The following is a 21,474-nucleotide window of genomic DNA, read 5'->3' as shown; positions in this document are numbered from 1 at the left end:
TTCAGCAGTAGGAAACGGCCGCTCACGCCCGCAGGCGATAGTCGAACACTTCATACTGGGTCTTACCGCCCAGCAGGGCATCGATCTTTTCCTGAATGGCCTGCCGTTCCTTGCTGAGCAGCCAGGCCTCCCAGTCGGCCGCCGACTCCCAGGTGCTGATCACCAGAAAGACATCCGGCCGGTCGTGGCTCTTGAGTGTCTCTCCGGAAATGTATCCGGACTGGGATGTGGCCAGCGAACGCATCTCCCTGAAAAGTTGCAGCATATCCCGGCCTTTGTCGGCGGGAACCGTACGGGTGATGAGAACTTTTACGCTCATGGGGCCTCCTTTGGGTTACGGTTAGGGGACGATGCCGGGCCCGACCGGCGCCATCGCCGGAAAACCATCGGTCGCGGGGTGCAACCGCCGGAGGAGGAGGAGAACGCAAAAACAAGGTGAGCACAACCGGCAAGCGCGCGGACGGTGGCGCAAAACAGCTATGCTTCAATTAAAGGACGAACCCGGCCGATTGTCAAATGGATATCGTTGCCCTGCATCAGGACCGGGGGGTGTAGTGGCGCTTGAGCCATGAGGCGAGACCGTCCAGTCCCGGGAACAGGGTGCGTTCGGTGATGTTGGCCTGGTCCAGTTTGTCCCGGACCTCCCACTTGAGCGCCTTGGGGATGATGATGCGGCCAAAAAGATCGGGATGTTGTTGCAGCCACTGGTCCAACCGGGCCGTCGGACTGGACATGACCGAAAAGAAAGCGAACTGGTTGACAATGCGGCCGTCAATGGAAGGCGGTTCGAAAAAAAGCACCAGGTCCTGGCCCAGGGCATCGAACCCCTTAATCTCACCCAGGGCGTGCTCGAGCATCTCCAGGGTAAAGGCGTTGGCGCCCTGGCGGACCAGCTCTTCGTCCAGGGGGGCGGGCAGGAGTTTGTTGATCTTCACGTAATCGGCAAACCAGATGACCCCGTCGCAATCGAAGCGATCCGTGTCCGCCGTGGCGAAGTGGGCGGCCACAAACGGCGAGTAGGTCCAGTCCAGAAGGCGCGTGGGCAGGCCATGGTGCTGGGCGACGGTAACCCAGCGCCAGGTGGAGGCATTGTCTCCGGTCCAGGGTACTTCGGCGTATTTGCTGAAATTGCGCAAGAGGTGATACTCCAGGTGCGCATGGGCGCCGCAACGCCGGCTGAAGCTGTTTTTCAAATCGTAGCTGCTGTCCGACAATCCGCGATAGGCGTAATTGGAGCGGAAACGCCGCAGCACATCCTGCCAGGAATTGTCGTACAGGCGATCGCACAACTCGCACCAACTGCCCACCCGGACATCGTTACAGTGTTTTTCGATCTGGACCATTTTTCTCCATCCGTTTTTGGGGTTGCGCCATGGGGCCTGGCAATCATGGAGGGATGGGCATCGACCGCATCGCGGCCCAATGGGCCAGCATGGGGTCAAGGGCTGAAGCCAGGTATGAGGCCAGCGCCGGGTCGGCCGTCAGATCGTCGACGGCCTTTTGGATGCGGGAAATGACAGACGGTTCCAAGTGAAGGAGAATCATCAGCCGGGCCGTTCACGATCCCTGTTCTACAGGCAGCGGCGCGGTCCGCAATACATTCTCGTCAACGGCCAGCATAATGGAAGCGACAGCAGGCGTCAAATGGCGACTGCCATCGGGTAATATTTCTTCGGAACTGAAAACGGCGCCGGGTCGGCTTTTCGGCTGGCAGGCCGTCGAAAATGGCAAACACGAAGTCGACCCGACGCGTGGCAGGGATATGGGAAAACGCCGGCACGGCAGGGATGAAGGGAGGTGCGGTCCGATCAGGGGTGGCCGACCGCCGGGTTTTCCGATATCCACAAGAAATTGGTTTCAGCCGCGTTCAGGTCTTTCCTGACTGGCCATCGGAACTGTCTCTGCCCGTTCCGCCGGCGCCTTGTCCCTGGCCACCGCCGCAGCCTTTTCCGTCGCCACGGCCGCCGCCTTTGGATCCCTTGCCGGCCCCGCAGCCGCCCTGGCCTTTACCCGGCCGGTTACCGCAGGGACCGGTTCCGTCTCTATTCGGCATGGGATCGCCTCCTTTGCATGGGCAGCAGCCGCCGATTCCGTATGAACGGCGGATGCTGCCGATGGTTTATGGAAAATCGCCCGCCTACCAGTGCCCTTCGGCATTGGGGGCGGAAAGAAAGGTCAACTGGTCGGCCGCCGCTGCAGCAACGGCCTCGCGGACCGTCCCCTGAACATCACTGGCCACGCGGATGTGGGCCGCTTCCAGTACTTTGAAAGCGTTGGGACCGCAGTATCCAGTTAGCAGCATATCGGCGTGTTTGTCGCTGACCATGGTGGCCGCCTGAATGCCAGCCCCTTTGAAGGCATTGACATTCGCCGCGTTGTCCAACACATCGACAGCGAGGGTATCGCTGTCGACAATCAGAATATAGGCCGCCCGTCCGAAACGGGGATCCACCGGTGCATCCAGATCCGTTCCGGTGGATGTTACGGCGATCTTCATGGGCACTCCTTTCCTGTCGGTCATTAATCAGTGGGCGCCACCGCCCCCACCGCAAACCTGGTCGTTGGCAATCATGGCCAATTTACCGGCGATCAGATCTTCCACCACCGGACGGATCTGCGGACGCTGGTCGTCATGGTAGACATCGATGCCCACCTGGCGAAAGCCCATCAACGGCCGCATGCCGATGCCGCCGACGATCAGGGCATTGACGTTATTCGATGCCAAAAGATTCACCGGCACCATGCAACCTCCCTGCACATGGGTCTCGTTGGCGATCGTGGAAACTTTCTCGATGGCGCCGTCCTTCACATCGATCAGGGTAAACGTGTCGCAATGGCCAAAATGGCCGGCCCGCATTCCGTCAAGTCCCCCCAGGTCCATCGAAGGGACGGCAATTCTTCCGTTTTGCATAACGTGTGGTGCTCCTTTTCAAATCGGTTGTCGATTAAGCGGCCGTCATGGCCGGTACCTGCAGAATAGCTTGCCAAATCGTTTTCAGCTGCTTGGCGGCGTCTCCCTTGGCATCGAACTCCACCAGGGTGCGCCCCTGGACCATGGCCCGCGTGAACGCCGGATCAAAGGGAACCCGGCCCACCACGGGCAGTTCGCCCTCGCGGGCCATCGTTTCGATCTTCGCGCTGTTTTGCGGGTTGAGGTCGTATTTGTTGATACAGACCATCACCGGCACCTTGAAATGCCGGCACAGCTCGATGGCCCGGGCCATATCGTGAATCCCCGATACCGTTGGCTCGGCGACGATCAACACACTGGTGGCGCCACCCACCGAGGCGATCACCGGGCATCCCACCCCTGGCGGGCCATCGGTGATGATCAGATCGATGCCGCGTGCCTCGGCCAGCTGGCGGGCCTCCTTGCGCACCAGGGTCACCAGTTTGCCTGAATTTTCCTCGGCGATGCCCAGACGGGCGTGAACCATGGGTCCGAAGCGGGTGTCGGAAATAAACCACTGCCCGCAGGTCTTGGTGGGAAAATCGATGGCCGCCGCCGGACAGAAATCGACACATACCCCGCAGCCCTCGCAGGCGATCTCGTCGACCACGAAATCCGGCTGATGGCCGACCATCGGCAAAGATCGACACACGTTCCGCAGGCCGTGCAGCGGGACGGGTCGATCACCGCCACGCCGCCCCCCTGGAAGTCGGTGGTCTGCCGAATCTGCGGCTGCATGAGTAGATGCAGGTCCGCCGCATCCACATCGGCATCGCACATGAGGCACCCCCCGGCCAGGGCGGCAAAGGATGCCGTCAGGCTGGTCTTGCCGGTGCCGCCTTTTCCACTCAGGATAACCAGTTCCTTCATTGCTCAACGGCCCCCTTTCCGGTCAGTGTTTGAATGTGGTTGAACAGTTCACGGAAGCGGGCCTTCCATTGGGGAAGAACCTGGGCAAACAATTCACCGCGCGAATAGCATTCGGCGATCTGTCGGTCATACGGGATTTCCATGAGAATCGGCAGCCCCTGTTCCTGGGCGTAGGTCCGGACCCGGTCGTCCCCCAGATCGGACCGGTTGATCACCAGTCCCATGGGAATCTTGAGCAGTTTCACCGCCCCCACGGCCAATTGAAGATCATGGAGGCCAAAAGGGGTCGGCTCGGTGACCAGAAGAACGAAATCGGTATCCTTCATGGCGGCGATCACCGGGCAAGAGGTGCCGGGGGGTGCGTCGATGAGCACGAGCTTGTCTTTTTCACGCGCCGCCCGCACGGCACGGATCAGTGGCGGCGCCATGGCCTCGCCGACCCGAATGCGGCCGTGCACGAAGGCCACGCCGTTGCGATGACCCGATTCGAGGACCCCCAGTTCGCGCCCCGTCTCGCGGATGGCGTCCTGGGGGCAGACAGCCATGCATCCGCCGCAGCTGTGGCACAACTCGGGAAAGGTCAGGACCATCTCACCGATCACGGTAATGGCTCTGAAGCGGCAAATCTGCATGCATTTCCGGCAGCCGTCGCATTTTTCCAGGTCGATTTCGGGTACGGGCGTGGTAATGGTGCGGCTCGCGTCGATGGTCGGTTGCAGAAACAGATGGGCATTGGGTTCTTCCACGTCACAGTCCAGCAGTTGGACCGGGCCGTCCACGCAAACCGCCAGATTGGTGGCGACGGTGGTCTTTCCGGTTCCGCCTTTTCCGCTGGCAATGCTGATAATCATGCGCTGTTATCTCCTCGCGCCGGCAACGTGCCGGGATGGGTGTCAAGCAAACCGCCGATCCTTCGGCGTAGCTGGAAAATAAGCATAAGCTCAAAATTGGTCAAGCCTTTTTTTGACGATCATTCAAAAAATCGACGGATTTGATTTTGGCTGAATGGGGTGGGATGAACCTGTGCTCAAGCGCGAAATTTGATGAGCTTTACCGCTTCGTCGACCCATTCGGAAATCATGCGCGACTGATCCCGGTGGGCCTTGGTTTTCTTGAGACGTTGGAACACCTCCTCGCGCGTCTTGACCGCCTCCAGGGAGGGGATGCACTCCATCTTGCCGATATTGGCCAACCCGCGGATGGCGATGCGCAGGTTCTGCATCAGCTGGGACATGCAGCGGTCGCTCTCCTTGTAGAAATAGATGTCCGACTCCGGGCTGCCATACTCGTTGACCGCACTGCGCAAGACCGAGCGTCCCACGGTGGTCTCGATCATGGCCAGAAAGATATACAGCTCACGTTCCAGGCCCGTCAGATCCTTGACCGGAATCCGCTGTTTGCGGGTCATGCCGAGATCCAGGGCCTCGCACAAGCCGTGGTGAACCGTGCGCACCTTGTTAAAAAAAACTTCCTGATCCCGATCCAGCCGCCAGGCGGCATAGTGGGCCACCTCCTGATCCAGGCCGCGCTGGCTGAACAGAATGTCCTCGGGGGTGATCTCCATCTCGGCCAGGGATTTGTCATATTCGTGGAGGATCAGGTTGGCCAGCATCAGCGCCTTGGCATCCGAATACTGCAGGTCCTTCGGATCCTTGAGGAAATCCTCGAGCAGAATTTTGAAGGCCCGTTTGGGCTGGCGCATCCGGGCGGTCAGCAGCTGCAATGAATTGAGAAAGGCGGTACGATCCTCGGCGGAAATCACATCCTTGAGGTGGCGCCAGAGAAATTCGAAAATTTTCTTTTCGTAGCGTGCAAAGTGCTGCAGCCCCTCGACAAACGCCGACTTGATGAAATGGCCCTTGTCGTCGAAGCATTTCTTCAGGGCCTCGACCAGCTGGTGCGCTTCTTCCATGGAGATACCGAAATCCTTGGCCAGGATCTCGAAATCGGATGTTTCGAAATGGGTGGCCGCATGCACCATGCCATCAATTTTTTACGGGTCGTGGAGCGCCCCTGGAAAAAAGAGACCATTTTGAACAGCTGGCGATGCACCGCCCCCACCAGGGCCCCGGTGGATTCAGTCCCGCCATCGGCCGAACGCGTGACGTAAAGGTTGTCAAAGACGTCGTCGCGTACCGTGTCCAGCCGTTTTTGTAAATTGGTGAGGACCTCCTGCCGGGCATCCTCGCTTTTGGGTTTGGCGTCGATGGCCTGGAGCAGGTGGGATGAAAGCCCCAGCCGTTCCGCCAGATGACGGGCGTTGATTTTCGGGTAATCGTCCCCGTAAACGCTTTTGATGACCTTGGCCACTTTTTCGGGATTGCCCTCCACGCTGGCGATGATCCGGGCAACCTTGGCCTTTTCCCGTGAGAAATCCGTTTCACTCTCCTCGCGCATCAGCCAATCCAGGTTGTTGATCTCCAAGGGGGGGGGAATCAGCTGGGCGCTGATCTTGGGAAGACCGAAAATCGCGTTGTAGACACTGGTGAATCGGCAGCCCTCGTCAGTCTGTTCCTTTTTCTGGATCCAGGCATCGACCTTGGTCACAAGGCCGCGCATGGTATTGGCATTCAGGCGATTGACGCCCGCCACCAGGGTCAGGTTGACACTGGTTTTGCCCTTTTCGTCGGCCACGATGGGCACCACCTGTGTTTTCCCCGTCCCCAGGGTCAATTCCGTCTGATGGGTCTCGGCATGGTAGAGCCCCGCAAGCAGGTGCAGGCTCAGGCGCAGGCGTTTCAGGGATTCGGGATCCCCCTTGGGCAAGTGCAGGTACAGGTTGTTGATGCCGCAACTTGCGAAAACGCCATAAGCCTCCAGCAGCTGGCGCATCAGGTTGATCAGCAAACTGCCATGACGCTTGACCATTGCCGGCACCAGGTCGAGATCAACAAGCATGTTGCCGAGAAGGATTTCGTAATCCAGCCGTTCGGGGATATCGCCATCGCTGGAAAGCCCCCGGTAGCGGATCAGGATGCGTCCGGCGGGCCCGGTAAACTGGGCGACCTTGCCCAGGCTTTCGGCCAGCCGATCGAAGACCTGGCGTTCCTCAAAAGGATTGCCATCCCGGTTCACACGCTGCAGGTAGGCCGCAATGTCCTGAACGATCTCACACAACAGGATTCGCCAGACGTCCTGCTGTTTTTGTTCGGCAGCCAGGCTGTCGGCCATCAACTCACTAGCGGAGCGCCCTTTCTGGTGCGTTTCAAGCCCCTCCAACTGGGCGAAAAGCTGCTGAGCGGCATCATCAAGGTAAATTTCTTTATCATTCATAACAGCGACCCAATACGTGAAGCACCGTCGGAAATGCGACTTTTTACGCGGCCATCATGGGTTGGCGTCCGGTCCGGTTGCGACCGGTTGGCAAGACGGGTTGAAAAATCAGCCGACCTCATTGATTCCAGATTATTTTCGATAGATAGCACAGTTTAGCGCAAACGAAAATCGAAAACGGGCTCTCGGGCAAGGTATCCCATGCCGGCGCATGGGCCTGCGGCAACGGTGCTGCCGCCCATGGTTCCGACAAGTTATCTCTTGACAGCCCGTCGCGTGTCCCTTAATTCTGCGGAAAGCAAGGTTCATTATATGGAACAAAAAAAACACAACCATGGCTCCATCTATCGTGTCCAGGCCTTGGATCGGGCCTTGGATATTATCGATCTGTTCTCCTTTCACCAGCGCAGGTTGAACCTGTCCGAGGTGGTCGCCCAGACCGGTTTGAAAAAAACCACGGCCAAACGGCTGCTGGCCAATCTGACCGACCGCGGTTATCTGCGGCAGGACCCGCACAACAAGCAATATGAACTCGGCTTGCGCCTTTTTGAATTGGGCGCCGTGGTCCACGCCGGTTTTTCCGTGCGCAAGGCAGCCATCCACCACATCGAATGGCTGAGGGACAAGACCGGCCTGAACGTGCTTTTGGGCCAATGTCTGGAGGGTCGCCTGGTGTATGTGGACAAGCGCGAGGGGACCGGCTGGATCAAAATCTCTTCGTCCATCGGCGAGCAGCGGCCACTGCACTTCGGTATGCTTGGTCAGGTGCTGATGGCCGACATGCCCCTGGTCAAGGTTCAGGAGCTGCTGGCCCGCGATCCCCTGCAAGCGTTCACCCCGCAAAGCATCACCGACCCGGAAACCTTTTACCGCCGTCTGGCCGATATCCGGGAAAAGGGATATGCCGCCGAAACCGGCGAAGCCCACCCGGGGATCAAAGGTGTGGCCGCCCCGATTCGGGATGTCTCCGGCAAGGTCATCGCCGCCATCGGCGTGGCGCTGCCCTTCCCCGACTATACCGACGAGGAACAGGTCAAACGCACATTGGCATTGGTGCTCAAGGCAGCGGAAAGTATTTCCATCGAATTGGGCCACCATGCCAGTTGATGAAGGCGTCGAAAATCCCAGTTAAAATCAGACAACCCGCGCACCTTATCTTTTTTGAAGCGTGAAAACCATGATCAAGTCCAAAGCCCTTGAAGTCAACCTGGCCAGCACCCATGTCAATGTCACCATCGATGCACGCTATGAATGCATTCAGGCGGTCATGGCCCGCTACTACGGTCTGATGGAGGGCGTAAACGCCTTCCTGCGCGAACTCAGCCATCCCTATCGCAACTGGCAGTTCATCGTGGATGAGGCGCGCACCTACGCCCTGGACTATTTTCATCTGTTTCAATCCCATGCACGGGGCGTGGAAGCCACAGGGGTCATGATCGACATTTTTGCCGAAGCCATCGATGCGGAGAGTCCTGAGAGCGTTCGGGTGGAAGCGGTGGATAACCTTTTACGCTACCTCCAGGAAATCATCGGCAATTCGCGGGATCGGCTGGCCGATTTCCTACCGGTCCTCCAAGCGGCCTTCGAACGGATCCATGCCTATCCGGACGACCGTTTCTTTCTTTTTGTCAAGAGTTTCTATCCACTGAAACGCATCATCCAATTGCTCGGCGAGCGCGCCAACGGCATGATCACGGAATATGCGGTTTTCAATCGTCTGATGACCCGCATGTACCAGGCCACCTACACCTTCTGGGGCACGCTGAAGGATCCCTGGGAAAGCTTTTGCACGGCCGCCGGCGAGCTGTCGGACAGCGACCCTGTCAAAGCGTGCTTCGGGGCCATCTCCCATTCCGTCCTGCACGACCTTCAGCACCGGCTGGCGGAAATCGTGGGCCAGGCCGACACCGATGGGCACGCCACCTTCGAACAGCTGCTGACCCTGACCGATTTCAGCGCCATTGTCGAACACTACCGCCGCATGCCGCAGATCCTGCTGGAAGCCGGGGCCAACAAGAACCAGGGCAATGGATGGAAGGTGATCTTTCTTTTCCACATCATGGGCATTTCCGGCCTGAACCAAATCCACGAGGAGGCCTTGCGGGACATCAACCGCACCGTGGGTTGGTTGATCGAGAACGAGAACTACCGAAATATCGGCGAGCTGATCGAGAAGACCTTCAATATTCTCAAGACCCAGGCCGAACAGTTTCCCACCACCACCCTGACCTGCGTGCTCAACATGGGCCAGGCCGTCTACCAGACCGACGAGATCGACCTGGTGAATTTCTTCATCGACCAGATGGTCGACCTGGGCTTTCAGACGCCCATGCTGGGCGGGGTGGGCAACGACTGGCAGATTCAGGTCAACCCCGCCCATCTGCAGAATGTCCGCACCTGGTTGGAATTGATCGAATGCAAGCCCATCTGGTCGTCACGACTGCTCTCCAGCCTGATCATCGAAATCGCCCTGACCGGTATTTTCATCAAGGACACGGACCTGTTCCCCCGGGACATCACCCGCCTGCTCAACAGCCGCATCGGCCCGGTCTTCAACCTGACCAAGCAGCTGGCGCGCCTCTTCCCCGCCTATTTCAACGACATCGGGGCCGAGGGGCATCTACGCGACATTTCCACCCGGCTGGACGAAGTCACCCACCGGCGGGACGTTCTGATTCATTTCCTGCGCAAGCAGAGCCATGTGGAAAGCTCCAACCGCATCATCCGTTTCATGGAAGCCGTGCTGCACTTCTGGCAAACCCGCGACAAGGAGCCGCTGCAACCCTTTGTGCCGCCCAACATCTATTCCCAGATCGACGTCTCCGGGCGCTACATCGATGGGGTCCACCGGCTGGTCGGCTTGCTCATGGAAAAGGGTCTGGCCCTGCCCGCCGAGCTGCTCGATGAGGATGAGGAGCGCATCCGCGGGATGCTCGCCGGCACGCCGGATGCCGATCCCATCGACATCGAACGGGTGGTCCTGATCAGCAGCTTCTACAAACTGCTCTACCACAAGTACCATCTGGACCATAAATCCCTGCGCCAGTATATCGATCAACTGGATCGGGAATCCTTTCCCGAACTGCACCTGCTCCAGGCCGCCCTGGACCAGCCGGATCTCAAGACGCGGCTGTTCGCCCTGATGGATTACCTCGATCGCCTCAAGGAGGCGATCCTCTCGGAGGAGACCTTCGAAATCCGGGCCGACATCTACAAGAAACGGCACATCACCATCGACATCCCGTCCATGTACGGCAGTTACCACGAGCGCAAATTCGATGCCCTGGGGCTGACCTTCCGCATCGAATCCCTGATCAACGTGCTTTTCGAGGAGCTGGTCGACCAGATCAACCTCGGCTTGATCACCCGGGCCACCTTCAACGACATCTACGAACGGCTCACCCTGTTCGACAAGGCCCTGCGCCTGGACGGCATCTCTTCGGTGGAACTGGAACGTCAGCTCGATCTGTTGGCCCATGCCCTGGAGGTCCGCGGCTTCACCTTCACCCAGTACCTGGACATCTTCAAGGGCTTTGCCGTGGCCGTTAAGAATATCATCAACGATTATTTCAACAACATCCATGGTCAGAATCTCACGCGCATCCTCGGCCAGATGCCCATGGACCGCATTCTCGAGAAGTACCTGTCACGGGAATCGGGCGTGGACGGCGAAAAACTCAAGCACCGCATCTCGGAGATCTTTTTCCGCGACCGCATCGCCACCTCCCTGGGGCTCCAGCAACTGGACCTTTTCCTCACCCGTATCCTCAACACCCTTTTCCATCAGTCCAACATGCTACCCAAGGACAAGCTTCACCGGCTGCTCAATTTCGACCCCCAGCGGGTCATCACCGCCCTGGACGAAGTCAACAACAAGGCCGTGGGCATCATCTACATGGGCAACAAGGGACTCAACCTGCTCAAACTGAAAAACCTGGGCCTGCCGGTGCCGCCGGGATTCATCATCACCACCGAGGCCTTCCGCTGCCGGGAGCTGATCGACGGCTTCGCGCCGGTGACCAAAAACTTCCGTCAGCAGATCGGCCGCCATGTGGCCCACATGCAGAAAATCACCGGCAAACGTTTCGGCGACCCGTCCAACCCCCTGCTCTTCTCGGTGCGTAGCGGGGCCTCCATTTCCCAGCCCGGCATGATGGAGACCTTCCTGGACGTGGGCATCAACGAGGAGATCGCCGCCGGACTGGCCCAGCGCATGGACAACCCCTGGTTCGCCTGGGACAACTACCGTCGCTTCCTGCAGTGCTACGGCATGGCCGTTGGCCTGGAGCGGGACGATTTCGACGCCATCATCGCCGAATTCAAGACCAAGCTGGGCATCCCCCTGAAAAAGGGATTCACCGGGGAGCAGATGAAGATGGTCGCCCTGGCCTACAAGCAACGCATTCAGGACGAAGGCGCGGAGGTCCCCGAGGATCCCCTGGATCAGCTCTTCATGACCATCAACGCGGTTTTCGCCTCCTGGGAGTCCCATCGCGCCCAGACCTACCGCAAAATCATGGGCATCTCCGATGATTGGGGCACCGCCGTCACCGTCCAGGAAATGGTTTTTGGCAACATCTCGCACCAGGCCGGCTCGGGGGTCTTTTTTACCCACAACCCTCGCTGGTCCGGCGACACCCTGAGTCCGTGGGGTGATTTCACCCTGGAAAACCAGGGCGAGGACGTGGTTGCCGGGCTGGTGCGTACCCTGCCCATATCGGTCAAGCAGCAGGAAATCGAGATGCGCGACACCGACATCACCCTGGAAACGCACTTTCCGGCCATCTACGCGGCAATCCGCAAATGGGCCGCCACGTTGATCTACAAGAAAGGCTGGAGCCCCCAGGAGATGGAGTTCACCTTCGAGGGTCCTGCCAGCGACAATATCTACCTCTTGCAGACCCGCGACATGGCCATTCGCGAACGTAAAACCGTCTTGGCCTTCGATCCCAACATCGATGCCGAACGCTACCTGGGGCATGGTATCGGGGTGGCCGGCGGTGCCATGAGCGGGCGGGCGGTCTTCTCCGTAAGCGAGATCGACCGCTGGCGCGAAACCGAACCGGGGACGGCCCTGATTCTGATCCGCGGTGACACGGTACCCGACGACATCAAGGAGATTCATGCCGCCGACGGCCTGCTCACCGCCCGCGGTGGGCTCACCTCCCACGCGTCGGTGGTCGCCCACCGCCTGGGCAAGACCTGCGTGGTCGGATGCGGCAGCCTGGTGTGCAACGAGAAAGAGAAAACCGCCCGATTCGACAAGGTGGTGATCCGCTCCGGCGACCACATTAGCATTGACGGTCGGGAGGGTTCGGTTTATCAAGGGAACATAAAAATAAGGGAAGCCTGATCTCGACAAAATGGACCTTCAACGACCCCTGCCGGCACCGGTTCCGACAGGCTGCGGAGATAGACACCATGAACGAAGGTAAAATGAAAATTGGCGTCAACGGTTTGGGCCGTATCGGCAAACTGACTGTCTGGAACCATGTCGGTCGGCGCTATTTCAACGAAATCGTGGTCAATATCGGTCGTCAGGCCGGAACCGGAATGAAGGACGTTGCCCACTACCTGGAACGCGATTCGACCTACGGCGCACTGCACACCTTCCTGCACGGCTACCGGGCCGAACCGGCGATTCACGACATCGACGAAGCCGCCGGCAGCATGGTGGTCGACGGGGTGACGGTACGATTTCTGCGCGAGGCCCGCACGCCCCAGGATATCGACTGGAAAGCCCATGACGTGCGCCTGGTGGTGGACACCACCGGCCAATTCCTGGACCCCACCCTACCCGTCGACACGCCCAAGGGCTCCGTGCGCGGCCACCTGGAAGCCGGCGCCGAAAAAGTGGTGGTTTCCGCCCCCTTCAAAACGAAGCATGAGGGCGCGCCCATGCCCGAGGATACGATCACCACGGTCATGGGGGTCAACGCCAATGATTACGATCCCAAGCGTCACCGCATCATTTCCAACGCCTCATGCACCACCACCTGCCTGGCCCACATGATGAAGCCGTTGCTCAACGCCTTTGGGGCCAAACGCATCCTCTCGGCCTCCATGGCCACGGTGCACGCCGCCACCGGTTCCCAGCAGGTGCTCGACCGGCTGCCCAAGGCCGGAAAAACCGATTTAAGAAAAAACCGCTCGATTCTCAACAACATCATTCTCACCTCCACGGGGGCGGCCAAGGCCCTGCGCTGGTGATCCCCGAAATGGAGAACATCGGCTTCATCGCCGAGTCGGTGCGGGTGCCGGTCAGTTCCGGCTCGCTGATCATCCTGGTTCTCAGCATCCAGGAAAGTCCGTCCGAGGAACCGATCCGCCGGGGCGTGATCAACAGCGTCTATGAACAGGCGGCGCAGCTCGACCCCAACCGCTACCTGCAGTTCACCGAAAAACAGAACGTCTCCGGCGATATCCTCGGCGCGCCCAAGGCGGCGGCGGTGATCGAAGGCAACGAAACCCACACGCGCACGGCCGATCTCAGTCTTGACCTGGCCAATATTCCCGGTTTCTCCAAGGATATCCTGAAGAGCCTGCCGGACACGGTGGTGCGCGCGCCGGTGACCCAGGCCGTGATCTACGGCTGGTACGACAACGAAATGGGCAGCTACGTCAACATGCTCGGCGACCGGATCGTCTCCATCGCCGAGAACATGTAACCCCAACTATAATATTCAAGATAATGTTTTTGGGCTGCGTTATCGGTCGTCACGGTATGTTTTATACAGTTTCCTCCCTCTGGCCTTGCCAAAAACATTATCTTAAAAACTATACCGGAATCTTGAGAAGAGACAATGAACAGCGACATCCCCGACCCAACCGAAAATGCATGCATCTGCGCGGAAATTCCCAAGGCCCTGTACGCACGCGTCGAGGATTATTGCCGGTCCAAGGGCATTCAACCCAGCGAGTTCATTTTCGATGCCATCAGCGAAAAGCTGCTCTCCATCCATCGTGAACGGCGCCGCAAGCCGCGTCTTTGAGGAGCCATGCGGCGCCGTCGGCAGACCCTGCCACATCGGTCCCCATGGCGATGGGCGGCTCGCTTCGCCGGCCCCCTGTTGATCGCTGTCGGGGCCGGTTGTTCCCTTTTCCAAATTTCTCCATTCGAACAACACCTGGCCGATGGTGACGCCGCCTGGGTAGCCCGCCAATCGGTGACCTGCGAAACCGACACGACCGGCTGCGCACGGCTTCATCTGCTCAAGGGCACGGCTTGCCTGCAACTTGCGGCCACCGGCCCCCATCCCCTGGACCACCTGACCTGCGCCGCCGAGCAGCTCCAGATCGGAATGGACCTGCATCCGGCGTGGCGCGATACCAAGGATACCAAGGATCAACGGACCTACCAGGAACGGCTCTGCGAAGCCCTGGAGCGGCTCCACACCCTGCAGCCAGATGCGCATACCCTGAAGCAATTCGAAGACGCCGCCGAGGAACTTTACCGACTGGCCCCCGAGAGCGTGGCGGCGATCTACTACCTTGCCAGCCTGCGCCTTCAGGAAGCGACCCCCTTCCTGGAAACCCTCGACGCCGGTAACCGGCTGCCGGTCTGCCGTCGGCTCAAGCGCGCCCTCAATCGCCTGCTGGCCGTGACATCCGGCGATCCGGAAAGAATGCCCGGATGGGAACCCTTCGCCGAAAAATACGAGCAGCTGGCGTTTCGCTTGGGCCTGGCTCTGCGCACTGCCGGCTGCCGGTGAAGCCGCGGGTGTGCCACCGCGATTCACTTTGACCGGAGAATTTCAAATACGATGGTATTTGATTGCCGATGCATTCCGACTCGCTTCGTTATTCGGCGCGCCAATAGCTATGGCTATTGGCCGCTTCTCGCGCCTTGCACCCCGGGCGCCTCGACAATCTCGGTACGTCACCGTATTTACGAACAGGGGTACTAAGGCAATTTGTTGCGGCTATAAGATCATGCCAGAAGGTATCACTTTCGCCATATCCAACTCGCTCAGCGAGTCAATACTCCTCCAAATAGATCAATATCTAATTGACTTAATATGTAATCCAGGGTAGCTGTAATAACAGTCTACCGTTCCATTCGCACCATTTTAGATGTATTGTTGACCGATCATTTGTATGTACTTTTGTTCATGTTGCTCCACTATTTTTACGAAATCTTAATTTGTTATTGGCCTCATGAGGCCAATAACACCGGAAATAAGGGGTATTATTGGACTGATGTGACCAATAATACGATTTCGTCTGCTAAAGAGACGCCTTATAAGGCGACAGTTCGGTCGTCTAATCCACGTTAGCGAGGAGAAGGCTACAATGAATTGGTGGGAAAAAACAGTAGAGTATATGTTCGTGTTAAATTATTTCAATTACGACGCGATTATTGCACCGATGGATGGGGTCCATGAAAGAATCGGAGATGCATTATATTCAAAAGAGAATTTATTTTCATTGATTGAATTTAAACGATATGAAGCAGATATCAGCAGAGAAGTTGATAAATATTTAAATTACGCTGAAGCTCGAAATGCATTACAGGAAAGAGATTCACATCACTTTTTTATTTATGGAAAACTCGAAAATGGTTTGCAGCTTGAATCAAAAACATATTTCTCTCACAAAAAGTACCCTGATGTCTCAAATGCCCTATTGTCTGGGATAAACATGGACATTTTTAAAGATTATGTAGAAACGCTTCTTAAATATAAAATACCACCTAAAGGCGGCGGAGGCACATCTTTGGATGATTATATGCAAGTCGCATGTGTTAGAAATGATGGCCAATTGATTTGCTGTGTGCCTTTAAATAATTACCTTGACATGTTTGAGATAGAAAGGCCTATAGAAAAGTCTGCAAATGCCACAGCTTAGATTAAAAGATATGATTTTTCGCTAACCTCTGCTTTAACAGCGACGGCAAAAAGCCGCCGCGCGTTAAGCAACCGTTCGCCAATTTATTCGGTGAAAATATTATGAGTAAGAATGATAAAGATATCTGGTTCCCTGCAATGAAATATGGAATCGGGTGGGGCCTGTTTGCTACTTGGCAAGGATGGATTGTTTTCTTGAGCTATATCGTTCTTGTGATTATTGGCGCGCTCCTTATAAAGCGATCTCCTTGGTTGGCTATTCCTTTTATTATTTATGTTTTCGTTCTTACTGGAATCTTACTTTTCATATGTTGGAAAAAGGGAGAAAAACCTGAGTTGCGGTGGGGTAAAAAACTATGACCGTCGCCTGCGGCGAACCAGTCAGTTGAGTGGGACCGGGAGAAGCCGTGCATTTTTAACCATATTTCGTCAATAGACTTTCAATGGGTTCCGTAGAGGTTTCAGGTTTAAATCTCCCGGCCCCTCACTTCACCGTTATCCATGCGGAGGACAAATGTATTTTTTATCGACAGCATTGGTTCAACATTTGAGGGAGGTCTATGGAAACTTGGAAATCAACGGCCCGGAAGATGGGGATTGGTTTTTTAGTACTTTTGGGCCTGGTAACGTTCTAAACTGGGTAGACAGACCATATGAGCGTTCCAGCGATTACGAGGAATTGCTCAGGATACTTGAAGAAGATGACACAGAAAAATATCATTCTATACATAAAGGAACACCATTTTATTTCCTTAGCTGGACAGCATTTGATCTCCGTAACTTTGAAAAAGCGCTATTTTATATTGATGCGGCTATTTCTGAAGATATACGAAAACTTCCTAATGACTGGATCAATCAACCTGGAGCAGCATTTCTCACTCTTCAAGATCCTCATACACAAGTGGCAAGTCGAACCATTGAAAATGTCAGGCAATACCTTGTTCAGGAGCTAAATAGATTCAACAATATTTCGGGAAGACCGCCTTTGGACATACAATCCTTTGTTGATAGTTTTGTTCGAGTTCTTGTCCTCGAGCAAGATGTCACAAAGCGTACAATAGTTAGTGGCTTCTATGTTTTTCTTTTGGAATTTATTGATCGATATTCAGAGCTTCGTATAAGAAGTTCTATTGGGGGTTCTATCCTCCCTTTTCTTATTCATCTTTTCAAAGGTGGCTTAATTTTCGAATCACTATTAAAACACTTATATCCCGATCCTGCACAGCCACGGCGTTCGCTCGGAAATATTCTGAATTCTCATGTATTTCAGGCTGACTTTCCAGGACAAATCCCAACCGGCTCTAGCACGCTGCAAGAAGTCGTGGATGGAATTGATGGGAACTCAATTCAGTCAGCATTTATTGCAACATCAAGATTGAGAAATACAACTGGCCATAATTTAGTGTGGGATGATGTTTTTAGCGATCCTGACATTTATAGGAATCTATTTTATCAGGAGATGAATGCGATACTTTATTTGATTTCACATAAATTTTTATAATTAGTTGTGAATTCAGGTGTTGCAAAAAAATGGATAACCTCTGCTTTCACAGCGACGGCAAAAAGCCGCCGCGCGTGAAGCTGGCGTTGGCCTTCAATGAATATGGAAGCTTTAAAAAACATACTTGAAAATCCCCTGCTACGGAACACTCATGCACGAAAACGTAGCGATATCAAGGAACACTTTCCTGAGTTGGAAAACTGTTCACACGATCACTTCCTTTCTATTCATAAATACATTAATAGATCACCACAGCGTTTTTATTCGCAATCTGTTTACAATATTTTTTATAGGTGGTTAGAGGATAGAAATCGAAAGAATCAAGGTGCATTTCAGCAATATTTGACTGATCATGATGCTGAGTTGAACCGATCATTCCTCCATCTCGAAGAGATCAACAATTTAGACTGGCACGATTTTATTGATAAACTTGATGATTTTGAACTCATAAGGTTTATTGATCAACAAATACACCCTTCTTATCTTAGGCTTACAGAAGCCGTTTTTACTCCATTTTGTCGTATCGTTGCCTGTTTTTCACGAATTGATCGTGGCAAGGGAACAGATGGCTTAGATTTATTCCCAATCGTCGAAGAGATAAAAAGAACTATATTGTCTGATGTTGTCAACCCATACAAGCACATAGTTAGAAATGCCATAGCCCATGGTGGTATTACATATCTTCAAAACGAAATTTTGTACCGCGACAAGAAAGGGAATGAAGAAAAATACAGTGATAGAGATATCGTTAGGGTATTTGATGATCTTCTTGATTCTTGCAACTCTCTGGCCCTTGCACTTTCCCTTTTCCTTTTAGTACATCAACCAAATGGATATCGATTGCCTCAACAGCTGTTGCTGGAAGAGCTTAAAGAGGAAACCAGAACCCCATGGTGGGAGATTGTAGGTTGCACACCTTCTAAATTCACGGGATTGAACCAACTTATAATATATGCAAGGCCGAAGACTGCTGATTACGGAAAGGTCCAAATATCAACATTTCAGACAGGCGTTCTTGTTGAAAGTTTTGCGCCGGGATATGATCGCTATTTCTTTTCCATACGTTCATCCTCCTCTTGGCCTGGGTGGGCAGCATTCGATGGCAAAAAGCTCCATGATCTAAGGAATAAGCAAGATGCCATTCTTGAAGATTATAAGGGCGTACTTGAAAACGATTTAGTGTTTTATGTTCCCCGAATAAAAACACCCCGATTCATTGCCCGCATTCAAAATATTGTTTTGAGTTTCAAATTAAACATGCCAATTGCAATATCAGATATAAAAAGGCAATTTGGCCATCCTGAAATTTACATCCGAGAAGCTAATATACATAGAAATGCTTGGGGTGCTGTACTTAATGGGAGTGTTTATATAGAAAGTCATAAGAGTTCAATCACACAAGATATTATTCGAAAGATCCGGAGGAAAGCGGTAAGAAAAGCTCTCTCGGAAGCACGTAAAAAATTACCACTATACAAAAGTATCCGTTATCTTCCATTGGGTTACGCTCGTATTAGCGTTTTTTGTAAAGATTATCGTCGCAGACGTCTCTCAGGGTTTGGCTTAGGTTCTCATTTAGTTTGCACAATTCAAGTAAAGAGGATTAGAAGAATACAAAGCCCTGATATAATGGGCTCTACTATTGAACAATTAATGGGTTATCGTATTGCCTGGAACCGGGCTTGGCTTGAAGAGATCACAGGCCAACAACCGCATTAACTCGGACTGGCAATTACGCTGCGCTCCATTGCCATCCGGTTATGCGGAACGTTGTGCCCTAAGAGTGACAGATGAACATGAAGATAGGCTGGAATAGAAACCGTCGTATTCGCTTCCATGGAGACCATGGTCCCTTGGTAATCACCCTGCACGGAGGGCCGGGTACGACGGGTAGCGCAGTGCGGTTGGCACAAGGGCTATCCCGCAATTTCCGGGTGATCGAGCCGTGGCAACGCCCAAGCGGCGAAATACCGCTGACCGTCGCGGTTCACATTCAGGATCTACACAACCTAATTCTTTCGCGCTGCAAAGGCGAGAAACCCGCCCTTGTCGGTTCGTCGTGGGGTGCCATGCTGGCCTTGGCCTACGCGGCAGAATACTCGGAAACGATCAACAGCATGGCCCTTGTTGGCTGCGGGACATTTGACAAGGAATCCCGTAAGGTCATCGCCCAGAAACGAAGGCTGAAGATCGCCGACTACATATCCAAGCACCCCGAGCATAAGGCTGACCTGCAACTGGACATAGGTGCGCAGATAATGAAGTGGCATGGGATGACAGACACTTATGAGCCATTGCCAATTGACGATGCCTCCCTGGCACCTGAACCGTTTGACATGCAAGGCCATAAAGAAACTTGGCAGGACATGCTGCGATCCCAAGAAAAGGGCATCTACCCACAGTCATTCACTTCCGTGAAGGTTCCGACAATCATGCTACACGGTGCCGACGATCCCCACCCGGGATCTATGATCTGGGATACCCTGAAGCGGTACATACCTCACTTGCAGTACCACGAATTTCCTCGATGCGGTCATGATCCCGAGATCGAAAAACACGCAAAGGATGATTTCTTCGCTGTACTGAGCAGTTGGCTGAAGGAGCATTCGTTAGGCACAAATGGAGCACAACCAGAAAATGCACCGGACCCCAAAAGCTGGTCCGGTGATTAAACCGTTGGCATTTAAATCAGAGATTGAACATGGCAAAACAAAAACGAAAACATACACTCGCTGAAAAGGCAGAGAAAAAACGACGCCGTGAGCAGTACAAGACCATTTTTATAAATGGTAAGCAAAAACGTGTTAAGCGGCCTCCCACTATTGACGGGATGGACGTGGATGAGTTCATTCGTAGGAATGCTGATCCCATTTGGCTACATCAGAACGAGATGTGGGAATACATAGAAAATGAAATAGAAGATAATGGTGTAAAAAAACATGTTGACAGGGATTTTGATATCCCATTTTGAATTTAAAATGAAGACGAATGCCAACCAGTAGCTTAAGCGGACCGGGAAAGGCGGCGGCATTTTGGCCATTGTCATTTATTGAAAGTCCTAATTGTTCTGAACACTTAGCAGTGTTTATTCCCGGCCCGCTTAGCATGGCGTTGGGCATAAATAAATGGGGCAAAAAAAATTAGAAATGGAAGATACGAGACCCAAAACCTTTGTGTTTGTATTGATGCCTTTTACATCGGAGTTTGATGACGTTTACGAACTTGGGATTAAGGCTGCATGTCGAAACGCTGGGGCATACTGCGAACGGGTGGATGAGCAGATTTTCGAGGAGTCTATACTCGAACGGATATACAACCAGATCGGAAAGGCAGACGTAATAGTCGCAGACATGACCGGCAGGAACCCGAATGTTTTTTATGAAACTGGCTACGCTCACGCCCTTAATAAGAGGGTCATCCTTCTTACACAAAGGACTGAAGACATCCCTTTTGACCTGAAGCATTATCCCCATATCATTTACGGCGGCAAGATCAGAGAGATGGTTGATGAGCTTGAACGTCGTGTTCGGTGGTGCCTTGAGAACCCTAAAGGCCAATTGCCAGATAGCTTAATAAAATCTCTTCTCTTTTTTGTTAACGGGGAACTCTTGAGCGAGGGGGGTGAGGTTGTCTCGAAAGCGAAAGGCGAGCCCCATTGGGATATAGAGATTAATATCAAAAACTCTGGTACCAGCGTTGTCCCACGCGGTGCCTTCAGGTTATCCCTTGTTCTTCCGAACTCTCTCATACTTCGGACGAATAGAGGGAGATATTATACGTACTTAGCACGCGGTGAGTTCGTTGAATTCAGACATGGCGAGAAATTAACCATTTCCTTCAAAGGAGAATTTGAGAATATTTTTCCTAATGATTTTTCGAAGTGCGTCTTTCCATTGCAGAGCGTGAATCCTTCTTCCATGGAGATTGCAGAGTTGTTGCTGAGAGTTACTACGCCACTTGGTAGCTATGATTACCCCTTTAGCCTCATGATGTCATTGAGCAATTACCAACTGGGGCTGTGGGATAGAGAGCCC

21 protein-coding genes and 3 pseudogenes are annotated in these 21,474 nt (G+C 54.1%); 13 read left to right on the top strand and 11 right to left on the bottom strand.

Annotated elements, in window-relative coordinates:
- Window positions 1-22: 22 nt before the first annotated feature.
- Together JCM12296_RS06570 and JCM12296_RS06565 are read right to left on the bottom strand one after the other, a co-directional pair.
- Complete coding sequence (locus tag JCM12296_RS06570) at window positions 23-319, bottom strand: antibiotic biosynthesis monooxygenase family protein (RefSeq protein WP_054691169.1); 297 nt, start codon at window positions 317-319, stop codon at window positions 23-25.
- Between the two features lie 217 nt (window positions 320-536).
- Window positions 537-1,343, bottom strand: coding sequence for an FRG domain-containing protein (locus tag JCM12296_RS06565; protein ID WP_054691168.1), 807 nt, complete (start codon window positions 1,341-1,343; stop codon window positions 537-539).
- Between the two features lie 29 nt (window positions 1,344-1,372).
- On the opposite strand from JCM12296_RS06565, the gene JCM12296_RS37905 reads away from it, so the two are divergent.
- Complete coding sequence (locus tag JCM12296_RS37905) at window positions 1,373-1,534, top strand: hypothetical protein (protein ID WP_157067416.1); 162 nt, start codon at window positions 1,373-1,375, stop codon at window positions 1,532-1,534.
- Window positions 1,535-1,867: 333 nt separating this feature from the next.
- On the opposite strand, the gene JCM12296_RS37900 is transcribed toward JCM12296_RS37905, so the two are convergent.
- The 9 genes and pseudogenes from JCM12296_RS37900 to JCM12296_RS06530 all read right to left on the bottom strand — a co-directional run bounded on the left by JCM12296_RS37900 (window position 1,868) and on the right by JCM12296_RS06530 (window position 7,093).
- A complete protein-coding gene (locus JCM12296_RS37900; protein WP_054691167.1) occupies window positions 1,868-2,053 on the bottom strand; it encodes a hypothetical protein in 186 nt (61 codons plus the stop codon).
- Between the two features lie 84 nt (window positions 2,054-2,137).
- Complete coding sequence (locus JCM12296_RS06555; RefSeq protein ID WP_054691165.1) at window positions 2,138-2,497, bottom strand: NifB/NifX family molybdenum-iron cluster-binding protein; 360 nt, start codon at window positions 2,495-2,497, stop codon at window positions 2,138-2,140.
- Between the two features lie 27 nt (window positions 2,498-2,524).
- A complete protein-coding gene (locus tag JCM12296_RS06550) occupies window positions 2,525-2,911 on the bottom strand; it encodes a NifB/NifX family molybdenum-iron cluster-binding protein (protein ID WP_054691164.1) in 387 nt (128 codons plus the stop codon).
- 34 nt (window positions 2,912-2,945) lie between these two features.
- Entirely contained in the window at window positions 2,946-3,437 is a 492-nt protein-coding gene (locus tag JCM12296_RS47135) for a P-loop NTPase (RefSeq protein ID WP_281491941.1), read from the bottom strand.
- A gap of 87 nt (window positions 3,438-3,524) precedes the next feature.
- Window positions 3,525-3,584, bottom strand: a pseudogene (locus tag JCM12296_RS47130) (hypothetical protein); the annotation flags it as partial.
- A 14-nt stretch (window positions 3,585-3,598) separates the two neighbouring features.
- A pseudogene (locus tag JCM12296_RS47125) lies at window positions 3,599-3,820 on the bottom strand (nucleotide-binding protein); the annotation flags it as partial.
- Window positions 3,817-4,671, bottom strand: coding sequence for an ATP-binding protein (locus JCM12296_RS06540; protein ID WP_054691162.1), 855 nt, complete (start codon window positions 4,669-4,671; stop codon window positions 3,817-3,819). The gene JCM12296_RS06540 and the pseudogene JCM12296_RS47125, both read right to left, overlap by 4 nt.
- Window positions 4,672-4,847: 176 nt before the next feature.
- Entirely contained in the window at window positions 4,848-5,732 is an 885-nt protein-coding gene (locus JCM12296_RS06535) for a hypothetical protein (RefSeq protein ID WP_054691160.1), read from the bottom strand.
- Window positions 5,699-7,093 carry a hypothetical protein gene (locus JCM12296_RS06530; protein WP_054691159.1) on the bottom strand — a complete coding sequence of 465 codons (1,395 nt, stop codon included), beginning with the start codon at window positions 7,091-7,093 and terminating at the stop codon, window positions 5,699-5,701. Before JCM12296_RS06530 ends, JCM12296_RS06535 begins: the two co-directional genes overlap by 34 nt.
- 312 nt (window positions 7,094-7,405) lie before the next feature.
- Between JCM12296_RS06530 and JCM12296_RS06525 the strand changes: the two genes are divergently transcribed.
- From JCM12296_RS06525 to JCM12296_RS06475, 12 genes and pseudogenes are all read left to right on the top strand, one after another.
- A complete protein-coding gene (locus tag JCM12296_RS06525) occupies window positions 7,406-8,200 on the top strand; it encodes an IclR family transcriptional regulator (RefSeq protein ID WP_172683788.1) in 795 nt (264 codons plus the stop codon).
- A 70-nt stretch (window positions 8,201-8,270) separates the two neighbouring features.
- Window positions 8,271-12,446 (top strand): PEP/pyruvate-binding domain-containing protein, encoded by a 4,176-nt coding sequence (locus tag JCM12296_RS06520; RefSeq protein WP_054691155.1) that lies wholly within the window; start codon window positions 8,271-8,273, stop codon window positions 12,444-12,446.
- A gap of 68 nt (window positions 12,447-12,514) precedes the next feature.
- Window positions 12,515-13,761, top strand: a pseudogene (locus tag JCM12296_RS06515) (type I glyceraldehyde-3-phosphate dehydrogenase).
- Window positions 13,762-13,896: 135 nt separating this feature from the next.
- Window positions 13,897-14,085 carry a hypothetical protein gene (locus tag JCM12296_RS06510; protein WP_054691153.1) on the top strand — a complete coding sequence of 63 codons (189 nt, stop codon included), beginning with the start codon at window positions 13,897-13,899 and terminating at the stop codon, window positions 14,083-14,085.
- Window positions 14,086-14,091: 6 nt separating this feature from the next.
- Window positions 14,092-14,805, top strand: coding sequence for a hypothetical protein (locus tag JCM12296_RS06505; protein WP_054691151.1), 714 nt, complete (start codon window positions 14,092-14,094; stop codon window positions 14,803-14,805).
- Between the two features lie 580 nt (window positions 14,806-15,385).
- Entirely contained in the window at window positions 15,386-15,940 is a 555-nt protein-coding gene (locus JCM12296_RS06500; RefSeq protein WP_054691150.1) for a hypothetical protein, read from the top strand.
- 101 nt (window positions 15,941-16,041) lie between these two features.
- Window positions 16,042-16,299: a hypothetical protein gene (locus JCM12296_RS06495; RefSeq protein WP_054691148.1), complete on the top strand. Its 258-nt coding sequence runs from the start codon at window positions 16,042-16,044 to the stop codon at window positions 16,297-16,299.
- A gap of 208 nt (window positions 16,300-16,507) precedes the next feature.
- On the top strand, window positions 16,508-17,440 hold the full coding sequence (locus JCM12296_RS37895) for a hypothetical protein (RefSeq protein WP_157067415.1): 933 nt from the start codon (window positions 16,508-16,510) through the stop codon (window positions 17,438-17,440).
- A gap of 96 nt (window positions 17,441-17,536) precedes the next feature.
- Window positions 17,537-19,159, top strand: coding sequence for a hypothetical protein (locus JCM12296_RS06485; protein WP_213182769.1), 1,623 nt, complete (start codon window positions 17,537-17,539; stop codon window positions 19,157-19,159).
- 134 nt (window positions 19,160-19,293) lie between these two features.
- Window positions 19,294-20,112, top strand: a complete 819-nt coding sequence (locus JCM12296_RS06480) for an alpha/beta fold hydrolase (RefSeq protein WP_054691144.1) — start codon at window positions 19,294-19,296, stop codon at window positions 20,110-20,112.
- A gap of 29 nt (window positions 20,113-20,141) precedes the next feature.
- Window positions 20,142-20,411 carry a hypothetical protein gene (locus tag JCM12296_RS36025; RefSeq protein ID WP_083455905.1) on the top strand — a complete coding sequence of 90 codons (270 nt, stop codon included), beginning with the start codon at window positions 20,142-20,144 and terminating at the stop codon, window positions 20,409-20,411.
- Window positions 20,412-20,565: 154 nt separating this feature from the next.
- The coding region (locus JCM12296_RS06475) for a nucleoside 2-deoxyribosyltransferase (protein WP_218187994.1) at window positions 20,566-21,474 on the top strand (909 nt) is incomplete at its 3' end.

This window comes from Desulfosarcina cetonica JCM 12296, assembly GCF_001311845.1.
GTDB lineage: Bacteria > Desulfobacterota > Desulfobacteria > Desulfobacterales > Desulfosarcinaceae > Desulfosarcina > Desulfosarcina cetonica.
This window is presented reverse-complemented; position numbering and strand designations above follow the sequence as displayed.